This is a genomic window from Coprococcus hominis (ex Arizal et al. 2022) (assembly GCF_040094675.1).
GTDB classification, from domain to species: domain Bacteria; phylum Bacillota; class Clostridia; order Lachnospirales; family Lachnospiraceae; genus Coprococcus_C; species Coprococcus_C hominis.
Genome location: NZ_JBBNHG010000031.1, coordinates 62,088 through 77,597, shown reverse-complemented (window position 1 = coordinate 77,597; position 15,510 = coordinate 62,088). Strand labels below are relative to the sequence as shown.

The 15,510-nt window shown below is 40.9% G+C and carries 16 protein-coding genes; all 16 read right to left on the bottom strand.

Annotated elements, in window-relative coordinates; all coding sequences use genetic code 11:
• Window positions 1–7: 7 nt before the first annotated feature.
• The 16 genes from cas5 to AAAT93_RS05885 all read right to left on the bottom strand — a co-directional run bounded on the left by cas5 (window position 8) and on the right by AAAT93_RS05885 (window position 15,497).
• The gene (gene cas5, locus AAAT93_RS05960) at window positions 8–1,093 is read right to left on the bottom strand and encodes a CRISPR-associated protein Cas5 (protein ID WP_227572809.1); all 1,086 of its coding nucleotides are present in this window, start codon (window positions 1,091–1,093) and stop codon (window positions 8–10) included.
• A gap of 15 nt (window positions 1,094–1,108) precedes the next feature.
• Complete coding sequence (gene cas7i, locus AAAT93_RS05955; RefSeq protein WP_227572808.1) at window positions 1,109–1,996, bottom strand: type I-B CRISPR-associated protein Cas7/Cst2/DevR; 888 nt, start codon at window positions 1,994–1,996, stop codon at window positions 1,109–1,111.
• A 1-nt stretch (window position 1,997) separates the two neighbouring features.
• Complete coding sequence (gene cas8a1 / locus AAAT93_RS05950) at window positions 1,998–3,461, bottom strand: type I CRISPR-associated protein Cas8a1/Csx8 (RefSeq protein WP_227572807.1); 1,464 nt, start codon at window positions 3,459–3,461, stop codon at window positions 1,998–2,000.
• Window positions 3,462–3,468: 7 nt separating this feature from the next.
• On the bottom strand, window positions 3,469–4,203 hold the full coding sequence (locus AAAT93_RS05945; RefSeq protein WP_227572806.1) for a CRISPR-associated endoribonuclease Cas6: 735 nt from the start codon (window positions 4,201–4,203) through the stop codon (window positions 3,469–3,471).
• A gap of 519 nt (window positions 4,204–4,722) precedes the next feature.
• Window positions 4,723–4,998: an acylphosphatase gene (locus tag AAAT93_RS05940; RefSeq protein ID WP_227572805.1), complete on the bottom strand. Its 276-nt coding sequence runs from the start codon at window positions 4,996–4,998 to the stop codon at window positions 4,723–4,725.
• A gap of 161 nt (window positions 4,999–5,159) precedes the next feature.
• Window positions 5,160–6,914: a 1-deoxy-D-xylulose-5-phosphate synthase gene (locus AAAT93_RS05935; RefSeq protein WP_196019872.1), complete on the bottom strand. Its 1,755-nt coding sequence runs from the start codon at window positions 6,912–6,914 to the stop codon at window positions 5,160–5,162.
• Window positions 6,915–7,118: 204 nt separating this feature from the next.
• Complete coding sequence (locus AAAT93_RS05930; protein WP_227572804.1) at window positions 7,119–8,036, bottom strand: RluA family pseudouridine synthase; 918 nt, start codon at window positions 8,034–8,036, stop codon at window positions 7,119–7,121.
• A gap of 11 nt (window positions 8,037–8,047) precedes the next feature.
• Entirely contained in the window at window positions 8,048–8,566 is a 519-nt protein-coding gene (gene lspA / locus AAAT93_RS05925; protein WP_021985515.1) for a signal peptidase II, read from the bottom strand.
• Entirely contained in the window at window positions 8,556–9,659 is a 1,104-nt protein-coding gene (gene aroB, locus AAAT93_RS05920; RefSeq protein ID WP_227572803.1) for a 3-dehydroquinate synthase, read from the bottom strand. The genes lspA and aroB overlap by 11 nt, the downstream gene beginning before the upstream one ends.
• 36 nt (window positions 9,660–9,695) lie before the next feature.
• The gene (locus tag AAAT93_RS05915) at window positions 9,696–10,895 is read right to left on the bottom strand and encodes a DivIVA domain-containing protein (protein ID WP_227572802.1); all 1,200 of its coding nucleotides are present in this window, start codon (window positions 10,893–10,895) and stop codon (window positions 9,696–9,698) included.
• 21 nt (window positions 10,896–10,916) lie between these two features.
• Window positions 10,917–11,534 (bottom strand): cell division protein SepF, encoded by a 618-nt coding sequence (locus tag AAAT93_RS05910; RefSeq protein WP_021985512.1) that lies wholly within the window; start codon window positions 11,532–11,534, stop codon window positions 10,917–10,919.
• 17 nt (window positions 11,535–11,551) lie between these two features.
• Window positions 11,552–12,244 (bottom strand): YggS family pyridoxal phosphate-dependent enzyme, encoded by a 693-nt coding sequence (locus AAAT93_RS05905; protein ID WP_021985511.1) that lies wholly within the window; start codon window positions 12,242–12,244, stop codon window positions 11,552–11,554.
• A gap of 23 nt (window positions 12,245–12,267) precedes the next feature.
• Window positions 12,268–13,647 (bottom strand): HlyD family efflux transporter periplasmic adaptor subunit, encoded by a 1,380-nt coding sequence (locus tag AAAT93_RS05900; protein ID WP_117780907.1) that lies wholly within the window; start codon window positions 13,645–13,647, stop codon window positions 12,268–12,270.
• 23 nt (window positions 13,648–13,670) lie between these two features.
• Window positions 13,671–14,090, bottom strand: coding sequence for a hypothetical protein (locus AAAT93_RS05895; protein WP_021985509.1), 420 nt, complete (start codon window positions 14,088–14,090; stop codon window positions 13,671–13,673).
• Between the two features lie 12 nt (window positions 14,091–14,102).
• Window positions 14,103–15,092 carry a D-alanyl-D-alanine carboxypeptidase family protein gene (locus AAAT93_RS05890; protein ID WP_118734125.1) on the bottom strand — a complete coding sequence of 330 codons (990 nt, stop codon included), beginning with the start codon at window positions 15,090–15,092 and terminating at the stop codon, window positions 14,103–14,105.
• Window positions 15,093–15,098: 6 nt separating this feature from the next.
• Window positions 15,099–15,497 carry a methylglyoxal synthase gene (locus AAAT93_RS05885; RefSeq protein WP_021985507.1) on the bottom strand — a complete coding sequence of 133 codons (399 nt, stop codon included), beginning with the start codon at window positions 15,495–15,497 and terminating at the stop codon, window positions 15,099–15,101.
• Between the last annotated feature and the right edge of the window lie 13 nt (window positions 15,498–15,510).

Sequence of the window (15,510 nt, the reverse complement as noted above, 5' to 3'; positions counted from 1 at the left end):
TTAATTACTATACAAGTGCTACAATATTTGAATTATCATCTGCATATATTCCGCTGACTGCATCAAATATGTTGAATTTTGAGACATAGCATACTAATTTTTTATTAAAGATACGTTTATTGTCTGCAAGGACATAATCTTTATTGAGTAAAAAATTAGTTCCACAGCCGGGAATTCCGTTTTGTCCATTCAAATTGATACTATCTGAATCAATAGCTTCTGAAAGTGCATTTGAAGGAATATACATATGCATGTCACATGTGTAGTTATCATCAATTTCCTTTAATTCTGTATAACTGCACTCTTCTACATTTACGAAATCTTCGCTTCTACCAATTGATGTAAGATCATCGATGTGATCATAGATACAGGCAAGGGTATCATCATCTGCGTGAATATGTAAAATCAATGTGATTCCATAAAGTGTCTCGTACGTTTTTGGTGCAGTAGTCAGAGTACGAAAAAGAGATATAGGATATTTGTAATGTTCTCTCTCATACGTTTCTACATTCCTTTTAACATTCTTCTCTATGGTTTTCCACTTGGCTTCCTGCTTTGATAGCGCCTGAATCTTTGTCTGCTCAGTAGAAGGATTCAGAACCTTTTTCAAATCGCTTAAATACTGCCGGTGCTTTTTTACATGCTCAAGAAAAGGTTTTAATTTATCTTTTTTGTAAGCTCCTATCTTATCTGCCAGATCTTTGAGTGCACGGTATTCGTCTAAATATTCAGGATGATATACGTCGATATATTCTCCTTTGCGAAAATCGTTCCCTTGCGATTTTTTTGCAGCAGCGACCTTCACATATCCATTTGATACAGTTTGACTGTTGCACATCTTGATAAGGATACCTCTGTCGTTTTGCAGAGAATTTAATATACAATGATCAAGATAGACTTCTTTCTGCATGCTCTGATAATCTCCTTGGATACTTATATCCATAGGATGATAAGAGGTAAATCCACAAGCCTTATGAATCGCTCCAATAACGGTTGAATAAGGAGGCAATGGATATGTCATACGGTTATCAATCGTCTCTTCTCTTCGGTAATTCGCAGAAGTCTGTGTGAGCCTGATGCGTAGTGCTTTCATAAAAACTCCCCCTTACTATGCGTAATAAGAGTTAACCTGATCTTTAAGCTGCTTAAAGAAATCTTCAGTCTGCATAGCGTTTAATTCTCTGACAATGTCATTCTCATTTGCAAAGATACCGCATTTCAAAACGCCGGCATGGAAATCTCCCTTCTCACTGTGCAACTTTTCTTTGATGCCATCTTCAAGAATCAGGGATGCGTTCTTTACATTGACCACATTTTCGAAGAAATGTGTTTTTCTGCAGGATAAGCCGCCAATCACAAATAATGGTTCAGCATTATCAAGATTTCCCTTTACGACCAAAGAAAGGTTGGCAATTGCATCTAAGATAGCATTTACACGAAATGCCTTTTCTGAATTATCAGCTTCTGCGTGGAAATTCTCGTCAACGCCGATCTTATCCAAATCAATTGTAATGCTATAAACCTTCAGTGATTTGTCGTATTCATACTGATATGGCATGAGACCTGTTTCTGCTGCATCATTTTGAATGCTGAGATTATTGTTTTTGGCATGTGTGCTTGCCAGATATAAGTTATTATGGAAACGTAACTCATTTATAAAGGAATCAACCGCAATAGCGTCTGTCAAATAGAAAGAACTGTTCCGAACATAAGTCAATCCCTGTGTAGACATATAACCGCCTTCTAAGGCACGGCAATTGGAAGCATTTAATTCTTCCGTAACTTTCTTCTGCATTACCTTGTCCAAAGATGTCTCCAAGTCATCATACAATCCGGCTTGTACGCAGATTGCATTTTTCAGACTTTCTCTGCTACGCATAGCATATTCTTTTTGATTCTTATAGATTTTCTGGACACTGGATGCATTACCAAGTCCCTCACCATAATTACTTGTCATGTTGGCAACAACTGTTAATGTTAAAGCGTTTTTCTTCATATTAATTTTCCTCCTTTTCTTTCTTGGTGTATGGAATCATAGCATTTGTAAAACTGATTGCGATATCTGACCAATTGTCAGGGTTGTCAAGAATATCATAAATAGTAGATATTTCACCGTCTGTATAACCAGATAACTGAAGCATAATTTCGAGAACACGCTCACGATCGTGGGAAACCGTAGCATTTATCAATTTGTTCTTGTAACTTTTCACTTTGTTCTCTCCATTTTTCTCTTTGATTGTTTTTCCAATATAATACCCTACCTTTTTTGCTCGCTCAATTGTATCCTGCATAGTTTGGTTCACTCCTTTCCATTCCATATTGATTTGTACCAATGGTTGTATAATCTGAATCGTTCTGCTCTCTGTATCTATACGACTAAGCAATAATAGCTGTTCAAGAAGCTTGTCCAAATATGTATAATTTAAGCAACAGCGGATAAGTTCCTCCTCAACATTTAACCAATAATTGTAGTTGTATTTATGTACATAGCGTAAATTATAATTATCGTATATTTTTTTCAATCTCTGCAATGCCTGTTTTCGAATCAGCATTGTATCAAAAGATTCCTGTTCACGGTCTTTGCATATAATCTCCACATCGCAATTTAAGAAATCGTTTGAGTGTAACATTGCCTTAATCAGTTTCGTCTGGTCGCCATCGCGAATCACTCGGTTGTTGATAATCTGCTCTTCTACATCCATTTTTTCTTTTAATTGATTATTACATTTGACAAGTGCCTCAATGGAAGTATTGCTGTTTACGAAAAAACCTATTTTCGTATAAGTAAATGCAAATGGTATAAAATCAAATTCGTATATATCGCTTGCTATAAATGTAGAAGTATCAAAATAGTAAGATGCAGCTTTGCTTTTTCTATTTTCATCAAGATCATAGCTAAGTAAACGACAATGTGGATTCGTGTCAGACATCAGTTTATTTGTGTTCGCAAAATTTCGATACATCGTTGTTTTATAACGAAAGGTTTCTTTAATTATTTCCAGTCGATGTTCATCGATTAGATTAAGGATGGTGTCCGTGTTTGTCCCATCGAATTTTATGCCTTTAAATATCTTCTTCATAACGGTATTCGAAGAAGTTCCATTTAGGTAAGAATTAATATCATTTATATTATCTTGTGAAAATTTTTGGATATGTGTTAACAACGCTTCTACATTTCGGTGCTGAAATTCCCTGTCATACCAGTTTTCACAAAATAGTAAGTATCGTTCTTCTGTCAGATCTGTGCTGTTATATAGAATCCCCTGTATGTAGCCGCATATATCGGAATACACAGCATATCGATCTTTATCCTCATTATTTGTATATGTATATAGCTTCTTGCCTTCCGTCTCTTCGATGAAATCAAAAAAACGAATTAAACCAACGATTGCCGCGGAATAGCGCCATTCGGTTGGAAGAAGCAATGTGTCATATAACGGATGTTCTATTGTTGTTTTCATAGTCTAGTCACACCTCCTCCTGAGCGATTATTTTTGCAACTCCAAAGCCACTGGATCGGCGGGAACCAATTCCTGCTTTCAACAGATAGTCCAAAGCCGTAGAATTCCCAGTTAATTCAAAATCTCCGATAGAACACTCAATGTTGATTCCGTAATTTTTTATAACGATGCTTCTGGCATTTATCGGTATCATTGATACTTGAGATAAGCTCTCTGAGAAGCCGGCACGCTGTAATTCATATGAAATTACTCTCTGGCATTCTGACATAAACTGGTCTCCGGCTTTACAGGAATAGTACCAGTCTTTGTTTGTTTCAGGATTATGACTCCGAATGCACAATGGCTCGCTCATTTTGACTAATAATTTATTGCCTCGAACGACATCTTCTTTTAATTGGGTTATTTGGGTTAAAGTCATACGATTTTCCAATGGTAAAGGATATGATTTTCCCTTTTGTGCCGCAAATGCTGAATACAGAATAAATCCGGTTCTCGTATCTGGGGTGGAAAATACCATTGACATTTTCGGGCTTGTAACCTCAATATGATCTGATGTGTAGTTTGGCTGGTCAAAGATAGTCGAGAAACAAAAAGCTTTTTCTTTGGCTGGTCCATAGAAGTCAGCAAAATATTTGCCACCATTTGCGTTTGACAGGCAATGCTTGATGAATGACAATATGCATCTACGGTAGTCAATTGGTAAGACGCAGCTTTTTAAGTTGAATGATAATTGAAACTTCATTTTAAAATCCTCCTTTCGTTTGATTGTATTTATGGTATATCACATAGATCACATCAAGTCAATACATCACCTTAAATATATTCTATTAAAACAAAAATAAATTTGACAGAGAGGATTGATATAGATATAATCCAAATGTATAATCATATTGAAATGTTAAGTAAATATATTCTATTTAACATTTTTAATTTAACCATATTGGAAATATAATTTTATAGCGTTTGTAAAAATATCCGTTTGATTTGTTTACTTTATCCTCTTTTTGAGTATAATACACTATCAACTGTACATAAAAACGGACTTATAATCATTTTTTTGGATTTTATTTAAGAAAATTCAGATTATTATAAAATCTCCCCAATAATAATCCCCACCAATATAATAATTTTACTACAAATATTTACAAGAAACAATAAAAATATCCATGGAACACAATAAGTTCATAAATACAATAAAGCCGCGTACCCATAACAGATACACAGCTTTATTGCGTGTGATTAAATTAATTTTGGATGCGGATTAGTCAATCCCAAAACTCCGCTCCTCTTCCACCACATCCAGTTTCTTGACATCCATCCCTGTGATCTGGACGAAGCGTCGTCCGGCGAGGAATGTGACCAGCTCATCGATGGCTGCTTCCGATCCCTGCACTTCCATCTCGACATCTCCGTTATAGAGGTTCTTTACCCAGCCGGTAAGCCGCAGCTGGTTTGCTTTGTGCTCGGAATAATACCGGAAGCCAACACCCTGTACGCTTCCGTGAAATATGATATGTTTTCTGATGATATCTGCCATGTTGTTCTCCATTTATATGTGTTTTTCTTGCTTGCTTTTCTGCTTCAGAATCAATAATAATTTAATTATAAGCCATTTTTCTTGCTGGTGCAATGAAATAAAAAAGAGATAATCATTCCAATAGAAATAATTATCTCTTTCCGTGTGTATCGTTATTTACATTACAGACACTTCTTCACATCATCCACAATCTGTTCCACAGTCAGATGATTGTCCTTTAATACGTCATTTACATCGTAACGGTCGAGGAATTCCTTCTTGATACCGAAGTTCAATACCTTCATATCAGAAGCTCCGTAGAACCGGGTGATCTTCTCACCGAAACCACCGTCCAAGATGCCATCTTCGAGTGTGATAACCACATCGTGGTTTGCCTTCAGGTCTTCGAGCATAGCCTCATCAAGACCGGTAATATAATATGGATTGATGATGGTTGCTTCGATGCCAGTTGATTCTTTCAGTGCTTCGGCTGCTTCTACACCAAGTCCGTAGAATGAACCAAGACCGATGATTGCAACCTTGCTGCCCTGCTTTGTGATCTCGTACTTGTTCAGCTTCGAGAAGTCCTTTGTGACAGCCTTACCGTCAGAGACAAATGCGCCACCTGGTACGCGGATGGCAACCGGATGCTCTGTCTGGGCGATGCTCCAGTCTAACATGGCAAGGTACTCTTCCTTTGTCGTTGGTGCGAGGTAGACAAGTCCTGGGATATTTGCCATCATAGGGATGTCGTAGATGCCGAGGTGTGTGACATCGTTCATACCATAGATGGACGCAGAAAATGTCAGAATCGTTGCCGGATTGCCGTTTACACACAGATCCTGCGCCAGCTGGTCATAGGTTCTCTGGATAAATGTGCTGTATACGCCGTAGACCGGTTTGCCACCGCTTTTCGCAATACCGGAGGCGAGTGCCACAGCTGTTTCCTCGGCGATTCCGACATCCACGAATTGTCTGCCCGCTTCCTTTCGCTTATCTTCCGTGAAGCCCATTACCGTCGGTGTGGCAGATGTGATGGTCACAACACTTGGATCTTCTTTCATTTTTTTCATCAAGTAGTCACAGGTAACGCTGGAATAATCCTCACCACCAAAATCTGCGATTACCTCGCCGGTCTCGATATCGAACGGCAGATGCCAGTGCCACTCTTCCTTGTGTGTTTCGGCGAGCTTGTAGCCTTTTCCTTTCAAGGTACGAATGTGTACCACAACTGGTTTTACGCTGTCCTTGACGCTCTCAAACGCCTTGATTAACGCCGGAATATCATTCCCAGCATGAACATACACATAGTCAAGTCCCATCGCCTTAAAAAGGTTACATTCTGCCTGTCCGTTTGTCTCGCGCAGGAGCTTTAAGTTCTGGTAGAGGCCACCGTGATTTTCAGCGATCGACATATCGTTATCGTTTACGACAATGATCAGGTTGCTCTGCAGCTCAGATGCAAAATCAAGTCCCTCTAACGCTTCACCACCGCTCAAGGAACCATCGCCAATGATTGCGATTACATTTCCACTCTCACCCCGCACATCACGTCCCTTTGCAAGACCACATGCTAAGCTGATAGAGGTAGATGTATGCCCAATCACGAAATGGTCATGGTCGCTTTCCTCCGGGTTGCTGTAGCCGGATACATCGTCGTAATGGTCTTCGTAAAGATACGCATCCTTTCTGCCAGTAAGCATCTTGTGTGGGTAGGTCTGATGGGATACATCAAACACAAATTTATCCTTAGGAGATTCAAATACATAGTGCAAAGCAATCGTTGCTTCTACCATACCGAAGTTTGGACCGAAATGTCCGCCGTGGATGCTCGCACGCTTCAAGAGCGCCTGACGCATTTCCGCCGCTAAGCTTGTAAGTTCGTCATTTGAAAGCTTCTTCACATCCTCTGGACCGTTGATTTTCTCAATGTACATAACGTTTGTTCCTCCTGAAAATTTCTTCTTATTTCTCGTACAAAAAAGAATGAATACTATCTTTATTCATCCTTTCTGTGTTTACTATACAACCTAAACTTAGCTTTAGGTCAAGAAAAATTTTTTATAAATTATAAATCGTTACCGGATAATTGTGTTCATAAAAATCCCTTCTTATATCCTATAAGCGTCAAAAAAGTCCGTTTATCGAAGCCGCTTCAAAATCTCCTGAAAATAGTCTGGAAGGTCTGCATGCCATTCCATATATTCTCCGGTGATTGGGTGGTCGAACCCGAGTACCCCTGCGTGTAATACCTGTCCCTGTGTGGCAAAAGGCTTCTGCTTCGGCCCATACACCTCATCCCCAAGCAATGGATGATTGATGCTTGCCATATGGACACGGATCTGGTGTGTCCGTCCGGTTTCAAGCTCGCATTCCACGAGGGAGAAGTTCTGCTTTAGCCGTTCAATCACACGGTAATGTGTGACGGCATGTCTGCCGTTTGGATCGATTGCCATTTTCTTGCGGTCGGTTTTGTGTCTGGCAATCGGTTTGTTAATCGTTCCCTCGTCTGTGGCAAACTGATTGTAGACGATCGCTGTGTAGACACGGTGAATATCATGTACCTTGAACTTATCGGACAATACACGATGCGCCTGATCGCTCTTGCAGGCAACTAAAAGTCCGGTCGTATCCATATCAATCCGGTGAACGATTCCCGGTCGTAATACCCCATTGATGGAGGATAAGGAATCCTTACAATGGTACATCAGGGCATTGACGAGTGTTCCGCTTGTATGTCCCGGTGCCGGATGCACAACCATGCCCTTCGGTTTGTTGATGACAATGATATCATCATCCTCATAGACGATATCGAGTGGAATATTCTCCGGTTCGATGTCTAATTCTTCTGCTTCCGGTATCTCTACTGTGATCGTATCGCCTGCCCGGAGCTTATAATTTGATTTGGCAGATTTGCCATTTACAGTTATGAAATTATCATCTAACAGCTTCTGGATATACGAACGCGATTGGTCAGGTATCTGTTCAGTCAGATATTTGTCCAGTCGCGTGCCGATGTCTGTGGAAGCTGCGTCGATTGTAAATTCGTAAGTTTCCATATTGTAATATCTTAGTCTTTTTTTGATTTTGAGAATAACACATCAATTTCGTGGTCGTGATAGTAAAATGCACACAGTAAGATCAACACGATCATACTCACGGTCACATAGATATCCGCGACATTAAAAATCGGAAAATTGATCAGCCGGAAATCAAAGAAATCCACTACATAATGTAAAGAGATACGGTCAATCATATTTCCGATTGCGCCAGATACAAGGAACACCAGACAGACACGAATTGGGGTAAAGCGCCTGTTCTCTGGAATTTTTGCGTAAATACCTGCACAGACAAGCAACACAAGGACGGTCAGAATCAGGAAGATTATTCTGCCGTTTTTGAACATGCCCCATGCGATTCCGGTATTCTGAATGTATGTTAAATGAAATACATTCTTGATCAGCGGATGTGATTCATATAACGCAAAGGATGTGCGTACGATGAATTTTGTGATCTGATCGAATGCAACAAGCAAACCGATACAAAGAATCGGTATTATATAGATTTTGATTTTATTTTTAGTATTCATCCTGATATCTTTCCTGTAATTCTTTGAGTGCCAGAAGCATATCTTCCTCGCTTACATCCATGTCGATATACGCGTGTCCGATCGTCTCTAACAAAATAAATTTGATTTTTCCACCGATGGCTTTCTTGTCGTTTTTCGTATAGGATACGATTGTTGCAAAATTCGCGTCGGCTGGCAGCTTTGGTACATGGTACGGTTTCATGCTGTGTAGGATATCTCGCAGCTCTGCCTGTGTAATATTCCCTTTTTTGTAGGAAATGATACTGGCAAGTGCACATCCGATCAGCACGCATTCTCCATGCAAAAATTCAAAATTCATGTATTTTTCGATGGCATGACCGAGAGTATGTCCAAAATTCAACAGTGCACGCTCTCCCTTTTCGGTCGGATCGTTTTCGACGACATTTTTCTTTACGACGTTGCTTTCGTAGATCATCTCTCCAACGGTAGGAAGATCAAGCGCTGCAATCTGTGCTTCGTTTTCCTTCAACCATGTAAAATAATTGGCATTCTTGATCAGACCATGCTTGATGATCTCGCCCATACCCGAACAAAACTGGCGGTTCGATAATGTCTTTAACACAGACAGGTTCATATACACCAGTTTCGGCATATGAAAGGCGCCGACCATGTTCTTGTAGGAGTCAAAGTCCACACCGGTTTTTCCGCCGATGCTGGAATCAACCTGTGATAACAGGCTGGTTGGAATCTGGATAAAGTCGATACCGCGCAGATAGGTTGCGGCCGCATATCCGGTCAGATCACCGACCACACCGCCGCCGAGGGCAATCAGTACATCATTTCGATCGAATTTCTCTTCAATCAGATGGGTGTACAGGTCTCTGACAACATTCAGATTCTTGCTTGCCTCTCCTTCTGGAAAGACAAAGGATGTAGTATATGTGCAGGCATCTTTGATAGAAAGCAATATAGCATCCAAATACAAGGATGCTACATGACTTTCGGATACCACACAGATTTTACGGTTACTGTAGCCAAGCTCTTTTATCATACTGGGAAGGGCATCAAAGCTCTCTTCATATACGATATCGTAGATTGGCTTATCATCAAGATGGACAGTTAAATTCTTCATGGTAACTCTTCTTTCTGTATGTAATACGATATTTGATTAGATGAACTCAAATCCATCATCGTCGGTCTCGGCATCATCGTCTTCGCCTTCTCCGATCAACGCTGGTCCGTTGTTCTTTTTTGCTTCTACTTCGCCTTCGATGCTCTCTGCAGATTCTTCTGTATCTGTATCATCGTCGGACACTGATAAATGAGAAATCGTTGGAATCTCATCAATATCTGGCTCTTTTGGAACTGGCTCTGGTTTTACTTCCGGTTCCAGCTTTCTTTCTGGAGCTGGTTCCGGTGTCGGCTCCGGTTTTGCTTCCGGCTCTAGAGCACGTTCTGGTTCTGGACGCGCTTCCCGTTTTGGTTCTGGTTTTGGTTCCGGCTTCGGCGCTTTGGCTGCCTGAGCAGCGGCTTCCCTTGCTTTTTGAACTGCTGCTGCAGCTTCGGAGCTTCCGACAGTTGCCCGCTTCATTTTTTTACGTTCTTCCGCGGAATTGGCAACCTTCAAGGAAGATTTTTTCTCTTCTGAACCTTTTCCCTTTGCGTCAAATGGATTATAATCCTTTTGCTCCTTTGGCTTAAAAGGATCAACAAAATTCTCTCCGGCACTTAAAGATTGTGTATATACAGCGCTTGTGCTGGTTGTATCGCCACTGCCAAATCCACCATTAAATCCACCCAATGTAGATTCATCGCGCAACTGAGGATCTCCGGTGTAGGCACCAAACCCGTCACCTGCAGAGGCGGAAGCCTGTTTCTCCTCTCCACCCATGAGTGTCCATGCACGATCATCAATCATAGAGGATGGATCAAAATCCTGCTCGCCTAAGAACTCAAACTGCTTTTTCAGTAACGAACAGAAATTAGATTTGTAAGCGGTGTATTTTGCTTCTAATAATGCAATCTCATCTTCCAGACGCTCCAGACGTTTCTCTGCGTCAGACACAATGTTGTTTGCCTGAATTTTGGCATCACGAATAATCTCCTTTGCTTCCTTTGTTGCATTGGAGATAGTCTCTACGGTGTCTTTTTCCGCACGCTTCAAGCTTTTCTCAAGATGTGATTCTTTGGAACGATAATTCTGTAATGTATCGTTTAATATGGAGACCTTCTCTTTTAACTCCGCATTTGAACGATACAAGGATTCATAGCTTTCTGAAACACTGTCAAAAAATGTGTTTACATCTTTCTTGTCGTAACCCAAACCGACATGAAATTTCTTCTGTTGAATATCAACTGGTGTAAGCAACTTTCCAACCCCCCTATTCGTTTAGTACTGTACGTATGGTGTCAGGGCATCCTGACCAACCAATTCCTCTCTCAAATCTCCGGATACTTCGATATCCTGAGGTGTTGCAATAAATATGTTGGAAGATACCACATTCAAAGAGCCTCCCATTGCATAGCATGCACCGCCAACATAGTCGATGATTCGCTGTGCGACTGCGACATCCAAGCCCTCAATATTTATCACGATTGTTTTGTTTGCACGAAGGAAATCAATGACGGACTGTGCCTCATCTGTCTCCTGTGGTTTAATTACAAATACTTCACTACGGTTGCGGAAATCTGAGCTTCTGCTGTAAGACTTCTGGGAGTCCTTGAAATCAACCAGTTTGCCACTGGATGAACTGCCTGCTGTACTCCGATGTGTAGTTGATGCCTGCTGTGTAGCTGCTTCGTATTTGGAAGCGGAACGTGCAGCTGGCTTGCTGAAAGATGGTTTTGATTTCGATGCACGTGGTTTTACATCTTCGTAATCATCGTCGTCATCGTCATCATAATCATCGTCGTCAAACAGATCGTCATCGAACTCATCTTCATCATCATCTATATTTTTGACTTTGAAAAAATCCAGAAAACTCTTTTTACCTGCATCCTTTGCCATAACCTTATTCTCCTTAATTAAATATTATAATTTCGCGCACCGAAAATAGCGGTTCCGACACGAATCATAGTCGCGCCCTCCTCGACGGCGATTTCATAATCATTGGTCATTCCCATTGATAAAACACTCATATCAATATTATCAATGCATTTGGATTTTATGTCAAGCGATAATTGATGCATTTTACGGAAATAAACACGATTTTCTTCTGGATTTTCCACAAATGGAGCGATCGTCATGAGTCCCATAACATGAACATGCGGCATATCCTTGATCGCGTCAATCAAAGCGTAAACCTCATCCTCCCGGATTCCAAATTTTGTTTCTTCCTGTGCAATGTTGACTTCGAGAAGAACCTTTGCAACTACCCCTTTTTTAGCAGCCTCCTTCTCAATTTCTTTTGCCAGATGCACCGAATCCACACTGTGGATCAGACATGCCTTATCTACAATATATTTTACTTTGTTTGTCTGCAGATGTCCGATTAAGTGCCAGTGAACCGGTTTGGATACATGTTCGTATTTATCAACCATCTCCTGCACTTTGTTCTCACCAAATTCCATCACACCATGTGAAAGTAATTCCTCTACATCGGATAATGGTTTGGTTTTGCTGACTGCAATGATCGTAATATCCTGAAAATTTCGGCCGGAGCGTTCACACGCTTTTTTGACATTTGCAACTACCTGTTCATAATTTTCGTATAGCATCTTGATCAAGACCTTTCTAATTTTTAATATATAAGCTGATTTTCTGTGACACTTTGTGCATCCAGCACGATGTTATCGTAGGCTTTCAGCTCTTCGCCACTTTCAATCAGAACAAATTCGTCGATTGTTTTAATCACAGTTACCCGGCGGAATTCTGCAATACCCTGATTGGCAAAATAAACACCGGTCAGTGGATATAATTCTAACAACGATGCTGCAATCGTAGCATTCGAGGTAATATTGACCAGAATGTCAGAATCCTCAAAGCCTTCTGGATCAACATAGGCGTATTTCTCGTCTGTCTTATAAATCTTTGGCTGCATCTGCTGTATAGTTTTGTTCCCATTGTCATCGGTCCGCTGCAGGTTGAGACGGTTCTCGTTACTTTGGTTACTGCCTGCAGACAGATAGCTGAGTGGAATCCGATAGACCTGCTTTTCTACAAGTGCAGACGAAGGAATCTTCAGACCACTCTCATCGGACTGAATCAGTTCCACAGTCACGAAACGCTCGGACAGATAATTTGACATATATTTATCGATGGCAATGTTGATATAAGAGCCATCGGAACCTTCAATAATTGTAAAAGGCATCGTAATCGTAAAGTTCGAATTGTTGATACGGAACTTCACATATGACTGCCCGTCCAATTCTGCAAGCTGATCCTGTGAGATCGGCGCAACGATGTTCCACTGTTCGGATGGGATGATCTTCACGATAGTGGAACCGGCTTCTGCATAATCCCCGGATTTCATCGCCTTTTTATCGTATCCGGCTTTATCAAAATCGGAAGCTTTGATCTTTTCAGAAATCTGATAATTCTCATATCCGTCAATGTAATATGTTACAAGCCCGCTGTCTGGGGCACTGACCGAAGACAGTCCGCGTCCAGAGGAGCCTGCCTGCTGCATCAGTACTTCGTTTGTCAGCTCGAATACCTTGTTGTTAGCGCTTGTCTCGAAGCTGTACGCGTTGTAAAAGGTTACATCGCTGTATGATAACTTGTAAGAAGATATCAGGGAACGGATGCTTGCATAGTCATTGCTTGACAACAGTGCGTTGTAATTGCTGTCAGAATTATTTTCAGTATTATAGATCTCTCCGGTCTCATCAATGGTACATACAGTAGAGTTCTTTTTTACTTTTTCTCCATCGGTGATATAGTAACAGAGATAACCGGATTTCTGTGTGTTTACGATAACCTCGTCACGGATTGCAAGTCCCTGTAAGGTAATATCATTGCTGACATCGCCTTTGCTGACCTGATAGATCGTAACGGATTCTTTGCTGAGCGAAGATACGACGCTGATTACGACATACAGCAAAACCGCTGCAATAACTATGGTTGCAGCGTTTGCACGTATCTCTTTATTCAGTTGTATAATACGGTTTGGTTGTTTCATATCCTCACCTGATTGTGTGTATTTTACAGTTTACAGACAACATTGGCTGCATATTCTGCTGGCAACATGGATTCTTCCACGGCAGTACTGATGACAAATGTAACATTGTATTTTTCGGAAATCTTATCAATCTCTTTCAATGCAGCGCCAAGTGCATCTGCCTCGATGTTACACATCATCATGAAGTTATCCAAAAAGATGTGAGTTACATTATGGTTGGAAGAAATCAGTCCCTGAATAAAGCCCATAAAGGCATCTGGGGATTGAATATCGTACTCGTGCAGATTGACGAGCCGGATGACATTAGAAAGTTCATACATATGCTTGTTGCTCTTATCAATGTAAATGATAGAACCGCTAGTACGCTTGCTTTCGTTGTTCGCTCTTTCCACCATTTTGCGTGTTTTACCGTTTCCTTTTGCTCCAATAATTAGTTCCAGCATCTCATGTCCTCCTTAGTCTGTTAAACATAATAAACGTATAATAGAATTGTATAAGTCCGCTTTGGAATTGCCGGATGATGCGACAACTACATAGTCCTTACCGTCCTTGGTCAGATACATGGCAAGACAGTTACCAGCTCCATCGGTCGTTCCTGTTTTCCAGGATTCCAGATGGAAGGTCGCTGGCAGAGACACTTCTCCCGTAACAAATAAATTTGTTGCGGTGCTTTCGGTATCAATTGCTGCGCCATTGGAATCATAAAACGTATAAGTATATGTATCAAAACCATCAATATCCCGTAGAATCTGATGATTGTGGACTTCTTTTACAATGAGGTACATGTCATATGCGGTCGAATAGTGATTTGGATCGTCCAGTCCGTGTGGATTCATAAAATGAGTGTTTGTAGCTCCGAGCTCCAGGGCTTTCTGATTCATACGGTCACAGAAGCTTTGGATATCCCCACCCACATACTCTGCCAGATACAGGGCATAATAATTGTTGGATTCTAACATCAGCCCATACAACAGGTCTTTTACGGAAATGGTATATCCACGATGCAACTGGCTGGGGGCAACATCTTCTGCTGTCAGATCATAGTTTTGTGTGATCTCAACCATATCATCGAGTGAAATGGTTCCGGCTTCAATGGCATCAGCCACAACAATTGCAGTCATCATCTTCGTCATACTTGCCGGATACATACGTTGATGTACATTTTTGGCGGCAAGTACCGTCTGGTCGGATTCATTGATTAAAAGTGCGTAATAGTCTTCGGGAAACAAATCCGCCTGGGTACGGTCGTCACGATAAACAATCGTGTCCTCCTGATGGAAATCAACATTGTCCGATTGATGAACCAGGTGGTCGATCACGTAAGTAGCGGAATCAACATCAGGATACGCTGCCTTTACGTGATTGTTGACAATACAGACAATAGATACAAACAATACCAACAGTACAAGTATTATTAAATTTCTCGTTAAATATTTACTTCGCATAGTTTTTTAGTGCTTAAACAGTTCTCGCCAATCTAAGTCACCACGATCCAACGCTTTGATCAGCAATTCCGCGGTTGCAAGATTGGTTGCAAGTGGAATATTGTGAATATCACAAAGCGAAAAGATGTTATTGATATCTACATCGTGGCTCTTCTTGGTCTGTGGATCGCGTAAAAATATCATCATGTCCAGATCATTGCTCTCAATCATGGCACCGAGCTGCTGCTCTCCTCCGGTATGCCCGGCGAGGAACTTGTGGACAGTCAGATTGGTAACCTCTTCAATCATACGTCCTGTCGTTCCGGTTGCATAAAGTTCATGATGAGACATAATCCCCCGATAAGCGATACAGAAATTCTGCATTAATTTTTTCTTCGCATCATGTGCGATTAAACCGATGTTCATGTACGGTTCTCCT

Bases quoted from the DNA above. Each gene is read 5' to 3' on its own strand.
- AAAT93_RS05885 (WP_021985507.1), bottom strand. From the start codon at position 15,497: ATGAACATCGGTTTAATCGCACATGATGCGAAGAAAAAATTAATGCAG.
- aroB (WP_227572803.1), bottom strand. From the start codon at position 9,659: ATGAAGAATTTAACTGTCCATCTTGATGATAAGCCAATCTACGATATC.
- AAAT93_RS05935 (WP_196019872.1), bottom strand. From the start codon at position 6,914: ATGTACATTGAGAAAATCAACGGTCCAGAGGATGTGAAGAAGCTTTCA.
- AAAT93_RS05905 (WP_021985511.1), bottom strand. From the start codon at position 12,244: ATGCTATACGAAAATTATGAACAGGTAGTTGCAAATGTCAAAAAAGCG.
- AAAT93_RS05895 (WP_021985509.1), bottom strand. From the start codon at position 14,090: ATGCTGGAACTAATTATTGGAGCAAAAGGAAACGGTAAAACACGCAAA.
- lspA (WP_021985515.1), bottom strand. From the start codon at position 8,566: ATGAATACTAAAAATAAAATCAAAATCTATATAATACCGATTCTTTGT.
- cas5 (WP_227572809.1), bottom strand. From the start codon at position 1,093: ATGAAAGCACTACGCATCAGGCTCACACAGACTTCTGCGAATTACCGA.
- AAAT93_RS05940 (WP_227572805.1), bottom strand. From the start codon at position 4,998: ATGGCAGATATCATCAGAAAACATATCATATTTCACGGAAGCGTACAG.
- AAAT93_RS05930 (WP_227572804.1), bottom strand. From the start codon at position 8,036: ATGGAAACTTACGAATTTACAATCGACGCAGCTTCCACAGACATCGGC.
- AAAT93_RS05910 (WP_021985512.1), bottom strand. From the start codon at position 11,534: ATGGCAAAGGATGCAGGTAAAAAGAGTTTTCTGGATTTTTTCAAAGTC.
- cas8a1 (WP_227572807.1), bottom strand. From the start codon at position 3,461: ATGAAAACAACAATAGAACATCCGTTATATGACACATTGCTTCTTCCA.
- AAAT93_RS05890 (WP_118734125.1), bottom strand. From the start codon at position 15,092: ATGCGAAGTAAATATTTAACGAGAAATTTAATAATACTTGTACTGTTG.
- cas7i (WP_227572808.1), bottom strand. From the start codon at position 1,996: ATGAAGAAAAACGCTTTAACATTAACAGTTGTTGCCAACATGACAAGT.
- AAAT93_RS05900 (WP_117780907.1), bottom strand. From the start codon at position 13,647: ATGAAACAACCAAACCGTATTATACAACTGAATAAAGAGATACGTGCA.
- AAAT93_RS05945 (WP_227572806.1), bottom strand. From the start codon at position 4,203: ATGAAGTTTCAATTATCATTCAACTTAAAAAGCTGCGTCTTACCAATT.